General features: G+C 61.7%; 5 protein-coding genes. All 5 read right to left on the bottom strand.

From position 1 onward, the window contains the following. Positions 1-122: 122 nt before the first annotated feature. Positions 123-626, bottom strand: a complete 504-nt coding sequence (pgaD, locus tag OC610_RS16565; RefSeq protein ID WP_264429112.1) for a poly-beta-1,6-N-acetyl-D-glucosamine biosynthesis protein PgaD — start codon at positions 624-626, stop codon at positions 123-125. Further along, entirely contained in the window at positions 623-1,978 is a 1,356-nt protein-coding gene (gene pgaC / locus OC610_RS16560) for a poly-beta-1,6-N-acetyl-D-glucosamine synthase (protein WP_264429110.1), read from the bottom strand. Before pgaC ends, pgaD begins: the two co-directional genes overlap by 4 nt. A 1-nt stretch (position 1,979) precedes the next feature. After that, positions 1,980-3,977 (bottom strand): poly-beta-1,6-N-acetyl-D-glucosamine N-deacetylase PgaB, encoded by a 1,998-nt coding sequence (gene pgaB / locus OC610_RS16555; protein WP_264429108.1) that lies wholly within the window; start codon positions 3,975-3,977, stop codon positions 1,980-1,982. A 12-nt stretch (positions 3,978-3,989) separates the two neighbouring features. Further along, positions 3,990-6,473, bottom strand: a complete 2,484-nt coding sequence (pgaA, locus tag OC610_RS16550) for a poly-beta-1,6 N-acetyl-D-glucosamine export porin PgaA (protein WP_264429107.1) — start codon at positions 6,471-6,473, stop codon at positions 3,990-3,992. A gap of 244 nt (positions 6,474-6,717) precedes the next feature. Then, positions 6,718-7,840 (bottom strand): YdgA family protein (locus OC610_RS16545; RefSeq protein WP_264429104.1); only part of this gene is annotated, 1,123 nt, incomplete at its 5' end.

Here is a 7,840-nt window from a genome sequence, read left to right as displayed (position 1 = left end):
TCGTCGCGGCGGTCGTGGCCTGCGATGAAGGCCGGGCCATGGCGGCACTGGCCCAGCGCATGAAACAACCGTTGCCGGTGGACGAGGCTTGGCGGCTGGTTCGGGACTTTTCGACATAGGCCTTACGCGGAGTGATCCGCTGGCAAATGGATCACCCGTGGTCGCTCCAGCGGGGCCAGGGGCGGCGGCTGCAAGTCCGGGCCCAGGATATGGAAATGCGGCACCACGTGACTGATGTCGCCGTCCTGGTTGTTATGGATGATCTTCGAACCCGGCTGACGCAGCGTTTCCAGACGTTCGTCCGTCAACTTGAAACTGGCGCTAAGGCCTTGATCGTCCACCGCAGGCCTGGGCAGCCTGCGCTGGGCAAAGCTGCGGCTCTTGCGCTGCTGATAACGCGCCCAGGTAATCAGGACGATTGCATTGACCAACGCGATCCAGCCGTAGATCTGCAAGGTCCCCAGCGTATCGAACAACGAACCGCCCAACCGCGGGCCGGCATGGCTGTCGAACAGCGGCAAGAGCCCGTTCACCAACAGATACAACAGCCCGACCCACGCCAGCACGGTAAAGAGCACATCGATGACCACCAGAAAAGGCCGTTGCCGGGTCCTGATAATTTTCATCGGATCACTTCCTCTTCTTCGTCATCGAACGGCTTGATCCCGCGATCCGGGCTGACCCAGCGCGCACGCTTCTGATGCTGGCCGAACAGCACCTTGGGGAAACTCACCAGCGTGGTAAACAGGCTGATCAGCCAGAACACCAGCGGGTACCAGACCACCCAGAACATGATGTGCCACAGGCCTTTTTCGTAGCGCCGGTCGATCAGAATGCTCACCGCGAACTGCAACAGGCACACCACCGCCAGCAGCAGCCCGGTGAAGGCCGGCGGCATGAGGTGGTCCACCGCGATGGCCGCAGGCATCTCGACGAATTTACCGGCGCCCCAGAAGATCACCGACAGCAGGAAGGTGAACGCCCAGCCGGTGGACAGGCAGTACTCGAACAGCAACGGCCACAGGTAACGGTGACGGTATTGCCAGATGCCACGGATGTTCTTGAACAGCACCTCGGCGCCACCCTGGGCCCAGCGCAGGCGTTGCCGCCAGAGGCCGCGCAGGGTTTCGGGCATGAGGATCCAGCACAGGGCGCGGGGCTCGTAGAAGATGCTCCAGTGATCCAGCTGCAGTTTCCAACTGATGTCGATGTCTTCGGTGATCATGTCCGGGCTCCAATAGCCGACCCGGTGCAGGGCCGTGCGGCGGAACGCGACGATCACGCCGGACACGGTAAAGATCCGCCCGAAGACCCGCTGGGTGCGCTTGATCAAACCGATGATCGAGGAGAACTCGCCGACCTGGACCCGGCCCACCAACGTCGAACGGGTACGGATGCGCGGGTTGCCGGTCACCGCGCCGAGGCGGGCGTTGTCCAGCATCGGGGCCACCAGGTAAGCGCACGTGTTGGGCGCCAGCAGCGCGTCCCCGTCGATGCACACCAGGTACTCGCTGCGCGCGGCAATGGCGCCCATGCGCAGGGCCACGGCCTTGCCCTGGTTTTCCGCCAGGTGCAACACGCGCAAGCGTGGGTCTTCGGCGGCCAGCCGGTCGAGCGCTTCGGCGGTGTTGTCCTTGGAACCGTCGTTGATGGCGATGACTTCAATGTTCGGGTAATGCTGGCCCAGCGCGGCGTGAATGGTGTCGGCAACGTTGTCGCCTTCGTTGAAGCACGGGATCAGGATGCTGATCAGCGGCTCACCGGCCAGCGCCGGCGGCAGCGTATCGTCTTTCCACGGCCAGTGACGCTCCCAGTGCAGCCAGAAATACAGGCCGCCGGCGATCCACAGCCCGGACATGAACAGCGGGTAGAAGAACACGAAGTCCATCAGGAATTGCCCGGTGACCAGGAAGATCAGGCCCAGGGGCACCCCAAGGACGATCGCCAGCACCAGGACGGCGAGCAGTCTGTCGAACATGTCAAGGATTCCACTTGTTGGAGAGCGCAGGCCGCACGGCTTTCACGGCGGGCTGGTCTTCGATGAAGTTGTCCGGGTAGTAACCGAAACTGGTCACGCCCTGACGCTTGAGGCGCCCCATCCAGTCGGCCAGTTGTTCGGCTTCGATGTCGGCCACCGGTTTGCTGTGCCAGTCGCGGGCTTGCAGCTCGAACACCGTGCGCTTGAGCGCACCCGGGCGGGCCTTGATGGTTTCCACCAACCGCTCGAGCCAAGGGCCCGATTGCTCGCGGGTCTGCCCTTCCATCAATGGCATGGCCATCGGTGCAGTCCAGTCATAGGCGACGAGAAAATCATCGAGGTTCTGGGCGAACCAGGCTTCGCTTTCCGGATTGAGCATCGGCTCGGCAAAGATATTGCGCGCCGTGCGCACCTGCGGGCCACGTATTGCCCGGACCTTGGCGGTGAGCTCGGCGGTGAAGTCGATCAGGTAGCGGCTCTTGAAGCGAGTCCAGCGCTGCATGGCTGCCGGGTCATCGCGCAGGGCGGCGATGGATTGCGGCAAGCCGTGGGCGGCATAGACTTTCATCGCGGCGGGGCTGGCGTCCTCGAAATCCGAGAACACGGCGTCGTCATGGTAAAGAACACCATCCACCGAGCTCATCCGCGCCATGTCTTCATAGATTTCGCCGATGACCTTGCGCACGTTCGGGTCGAACGGCGACAGGCGCACGTACTGGTCCGGGGCGACACCGGTCTTGCCGGTCTTCGGATCCCAGCGCAGCACGCGGGGCAGTTTCGGGTCCAGGGCAAAGCTGAGCACCGGCATCCAGGCATAGACCTTGACGTTGGCCCGGGTACGCAATTGCCATGCAACCCGGTCAAACAGATCGGCGCGCACCGGCAGATGACGGTTGGGGAAGTACAGGGAGTGGACCAGGCCGTCACCTTTCGGGTCGGCGAACGCCTGCAAGAACACCGTGTTGGCGCCCAGGTCGTAAATGCGCTGGACCAGCTTGCCGACGTTGGCTTCCTGTTGCACGGGGTCCGCATCGTAGACGTAATCCAGATCGACGTGGACCACCCGCATCGGGTCGATCGACTGCACGGAGGTAATGCTTTCGGCGAAATGTGCGCCGTCCGGATCAGACGACACCAGGAAGCGCGGGCCGTCCATCAGGTTATCGAGACTGTCGAGACCATCCTCCAGGGTCAGCGCCATCTGGTAGCCTTCGCTGCCGATGACCTGCAACGCAGTGCCGTCGGCTTCGCCATAAGGCCAGACCCAGACACGCGGGCTGTAGCCGACAACCTTGCGGATCTTCTCGGAAATAGCCGCCACGTCCTTACGCAGGCGCGCCTGGAAATCAGCCTCGTTTTCATAGCCACCGGTGGCCGGATCGTAGCGTCGGGTGGTCGCCGCCGGCTGTTGGTTGCCTTGCGGGTTGGCGAGCACGCCTTTGTGATTGGCGTCGGTGTGGGCGGCGATTTCCACCAGCCCCGATTTCGAAACCTCACGAATCTGTTCCCACGTCAGGAACTCGGAGCGCTTGCGCGGCACACCGGCAAAATCCACCGGCTGGTCCAGCGGCGTGTCGACCCAACTGCCGACCGGCGCCAGGATGGCCGGCCAGTTATAGGCGCGCAGGATCGGCATGACGCGGGTGTAGAAGCTTGAATAGCCGTCATCGAAACTCAGCAGCACGGCACGCGGCGGCAGTTCCGGCCCGCCATTGCGGGCGGTGATGATCTGGTCAACCGTGACCGCCTGGTAGTTGTTTTCCCGCAGCCAGGCCAACTGCTCGATCAAGCGTTCGGTACGCACGGCCACGAGAGCCTGGTCGGGGTCGAGATCCTCGACATCGTGGTAGGCGATACCGAGCACGTGGTTTTTCGGCCACGGTGCATCATTGGCCGCCACCGGCCGTTGCGAAGGAGGCGTGAACGCCGGGGCTTGCTGGGCACAAGCGCTGACCAGCAAGACTCCCAGCAGAAGGATGAATCGCGAAATGACGGGCATTTTCAAACTCTTCTAGAAGCGGTAGGTGAGGTCGACAAGCAGGCGCAGATCGCTTTCACGATCGCCGTCGTAAGGGCGGTTGAGCCAGCTCAGCGCGGCCCCGGCTTCGAGCACATCGTTCCACAGCAGTCGTTGGCCGTAGCTGAGCAATCCCATGGCGCCGGTGTTGTAGTCGCGTTGGCTGTAGGTACCGGCGCCGACCTGGAATTGCTGGCTCCAAGTGGTCTCGTAACGGCGATACAGCACATGGTTGGCGGTCACGGTCGGCATGACGCTGAAGTCCGATTTCGGATTGAAGTACGGCACTTCGTTGGAACCGCTGTTGCGGCTGGCACCGACTTCCAGGCCCATTTCAACTTGTAGCCTCGGGGCGCTGTAGAGGCCCTCGCGCCCCGTCAGCACGGTCTCGAGGCGGTTGTTGCCATCGCTGAAGTGAGACGGGCTGACAGCCAGTCGCCACTCGCGGCTCTCATTGGCCCGCCAGCGGACAAAACCACTTCCGCCATTGGCGCGGATACCGCTGTTGAGTGCCCGCAACGGGGTGTTGGCCGAGAGGTAATCCAGGCTGCCGCCGTACTGCCAGTGATCGTTGATGTCACGAGCCACAGCTACACGTGCGCCCTGCTTGTCACCCGAGCCATAGGAGTGACTGGAGACCTCCGCTTCCAGGGTCATGTCGCGAGTGCGCCGCTCGACACCCAGGCGCTGCCAGCGATGATGACCGGTGCCTTCCTCGAAATCGCCAGTGGCATAGCCGGCACCACCGAACAACCTCCAGTCTTCATCGATGGGCGGGCTGTAGAGCAACGTTTCAATACCGAAGTCCCGGCTTCCGGTCACCGCACCAGCCTCGCCATTGCCACCGCCGAAGCTCTTGCCGGTGTAGGCTTCGATGCGCAATTCGGCCATGTCGTGAACCTCGCGCTGACGTTGCAGGCGCTTGACGTGGGCGTTCTCCGGATAGCGAGCGACGACGTCGTCGGTGAGCGCATCCATCTGCCGCCATTCCTGCAGGTCCATCGCAGCGCGGGCCTGGGCGATCTCCAGATCACGACTGCGCGGTGTCGTGGCCTCGACTTCCTTGAGCAGGTTCTCCGAACGCCGCGGCCAGTCACGGGCTTGATACAGATCGGCCTGGGCCATGCGCAAACCGATGTTGCCGGGGCCTTGATAGACGAGATCGTCCAGGCGCGATTCGGCGGAAGGCAGGTCAGCGCCATAAGTACCCGCCTGGGCGGCAAGTTGCTGGGCGTCCATCCACTCGTCGTTAGGGTTGCCGATCGGCAGCCCTTTGAGTTCCACCCGTGACGGCTGTGATTTCGCCAGATCCTCGGCAAGCGCGCGGGCTTCTTCGGAGCGTTCGCTTTCCAGCAACGCGTAATAGAGCGCAGTGCTGTCTTCGAAGCGATCCGCAGGGTCGGCATCGGGCGCGCTCAATACGCGGCGATACAGATCGACGGCGATCTCCGGCTCCCGTTGCTCCAAGTAGGAAGAGGCCACCCAGCGCAAGGCATAAGTAGGAATGCCGACACCTTCAGCGACCAGCTTCTGGTATTGGGCAATTACCTCTGCCCGGCGAGCCCGGACATTGAGGGCACCCATGCGGTCGATCCGCCAGCGCAGGACGTCTTCATGGGCCTCGGCCACCGGGGTCCAGGTGGCAAGCAGTTTGTCGTAATCAGCCAAGGCGCGGTCGGCGATGACGAAACGTTCCTTTTCGCTGCGGCTGGCCATATCCGCCAGGCGCACCCGTTCGGCCGCCACATCGCCTTCAAGCCTGCGCTGCACACCACGGTCGATAAGCCCGGGCTGGAGACGGGCCAGGCGCAAGGCCGGCTCGGGCAACCGGGCGCGTTGCAGTGCATAGATATACTCGCGCGCAACCTCTGGCTTGTGACTACCCGCACGAGTGAACGCCTGGTCATATTCAAATAGCGCTTCGTGGGGATTATTGGCACGGGTCAGGGCATAGCCCAAAGCCAGACGGCGCATTGGATCATCAGGTTTCGCGGCAACCAGCGACTTGGCACGGCTAACGGCTTCATCAGGTTTGCCGGCGTCTGCCTGCGTCAAGGCGAGGCCGAGCTGCAAGTCGGGATTTTGCGGATCGATGACCAGTGCACGGCGATACAAGTCGGTCGCCGAATCCCAACGCTTGAGGTTGCGATAGGACCGGGCCGCGGCTGTCAGCGCCTGGACCGGCAGGTCGCGGTAACGGCCCTGGGTTTCGTAGACAGTCGCCACCTCGGCATCGAGGCCAGCCCAACTGGCAATCTGCAGGTGATCACTGATCTGCGCGGTGCTGGCTTGGTCGGCCGATAACTGGCGCAACACGGTCAACGCGGGCGTGTAATGACCTGCACGGGCGTCGAGCACCTTTTGGTCATAGGCAGAATCGGCCAACGCCGCCACCGGCCAGCACAATTGGCTGCACAGCGCGACGCGAAACAACGGGCGCAAACCGAATTGAATAAAAGGACCCACAGTACGCGGCATTCGTCAGCATCCTTACATGGCCAGCCGGGTCGCAGTGCCCCCTTGCCCATCAAACAGGAGGCCGGGTCAACGGAACCCAGCCAAGCTCTAACGGGCCAAGTCTGGCACCGCGCGCAGGGTCACCTTTCAGAACGCCATAATTCTTCAGAATCCATGCAGATTTCAGCGCGGTACTTTTTCACGGGCGAAAAAAAACCGGCCGTGCGCAATGCACAGGCCGGTTTTTGGTACTGCAGAAGCGGAATTACTGAACGGCGACGCCGCCGCCCAGCTTGCTCATCACGAACGCCGAGAACTGTTCAACGGTCATTTTCTGGCCATTGAAATCAACTTGATTGTTGGCGTAATGCAGGTTGGTGACCACATCGTTACCTTCCAGCTTCGCCAGCTCCGTACCGACTGCCATGGCACTGAACATATCGCTGGTGGCGGCGGCCTGGTCAGCGATCAGCTTGGCGTCGGTCTGACCTTCCATCTGCGCCTGTACGGTCAGCAGGTCCACCAGCATCGGCTTGGAAACTTTTACCTTGAACTCCAGCAGGGCGAGCAATTGACGGCCCAGCTCGTCAGGCGGCAGGTCCATGGATTGCGGCTTCGCCAAATCGACGACCAGGCTCGCGCGGCTTTCACCGTTGGGGGTGTTGAAGGAAAGATTTTCCAAGGCCACTTGAGGGCCACCGGCCAAGAGCTTCTCCAGGTCAGCCTTGACCTGGGCTTCTTCAGCTTCGGTCAGGTTCAACTCCGGCGTCGGCTCGCCCGCCTCAGCAGCTTCAGCAGCCGCTTTTTCGTAGGGCTGCAGCTTGGCCTGGTAGACCTGCATCAGCGACATGGTCGCAGGGATATCCAGATTCTTCAGGCTAACCGCCATCTGCGCCGAACCGATGACTTTATCGTTGAACGACAACTCGCCGATCTTGTAATCGGCACGCCCCGATGCGCTGGTGCCGTTTTCGGAGCTGTTGTTTTTCATTTCGAAGTTCTTCAGGCCCAGCGCCGTTTTTTGCTCGCCGAAACTGGTCTTGCTGTTGTTTAGCAGCAGGGTGTTATCACCCATGTAATAGCCATAGGTGCTCTTGGTCAGGTTACTGGCCAAAGTCAGGCCATTGAACTCAACTTGCACCGGTGTCTGGTCTTCGGCGACGGTGGTCAGTTTGAAACTGTCCATGTAGCCGTCGGCCTTGATCTTCCGTGCTTGAGCACTGGCGGCCACATCGATCTTCAGGCCCGAAAAGATGAGCTGGGATTGTTCATCCAACTTGGTATCCAGTGGCAGCAGTTCGAATGTGCCGTTGGTGGACTGATCGTAGCCAAGGTTGAACACGCCCTTGAGGGGCGATTTGTCCTTGGCGGCAACGAACCATTTCTCA

The organism is Pseudomonas agronomica (genome assembly GCF_025917275.1).
Taxonomy (GTDB): Bacteria; Pseudomonadota; Gammaproteobacteria; order Pseudomonadales; family Pseudomonadaceae; genus Aquipseudomonas; species Aquipseudomonas agronomica.
Note: the sequence above shows the minus strand (reverse complement) of the source record. Positions and strands in the feature narration are given on the sequence as shown.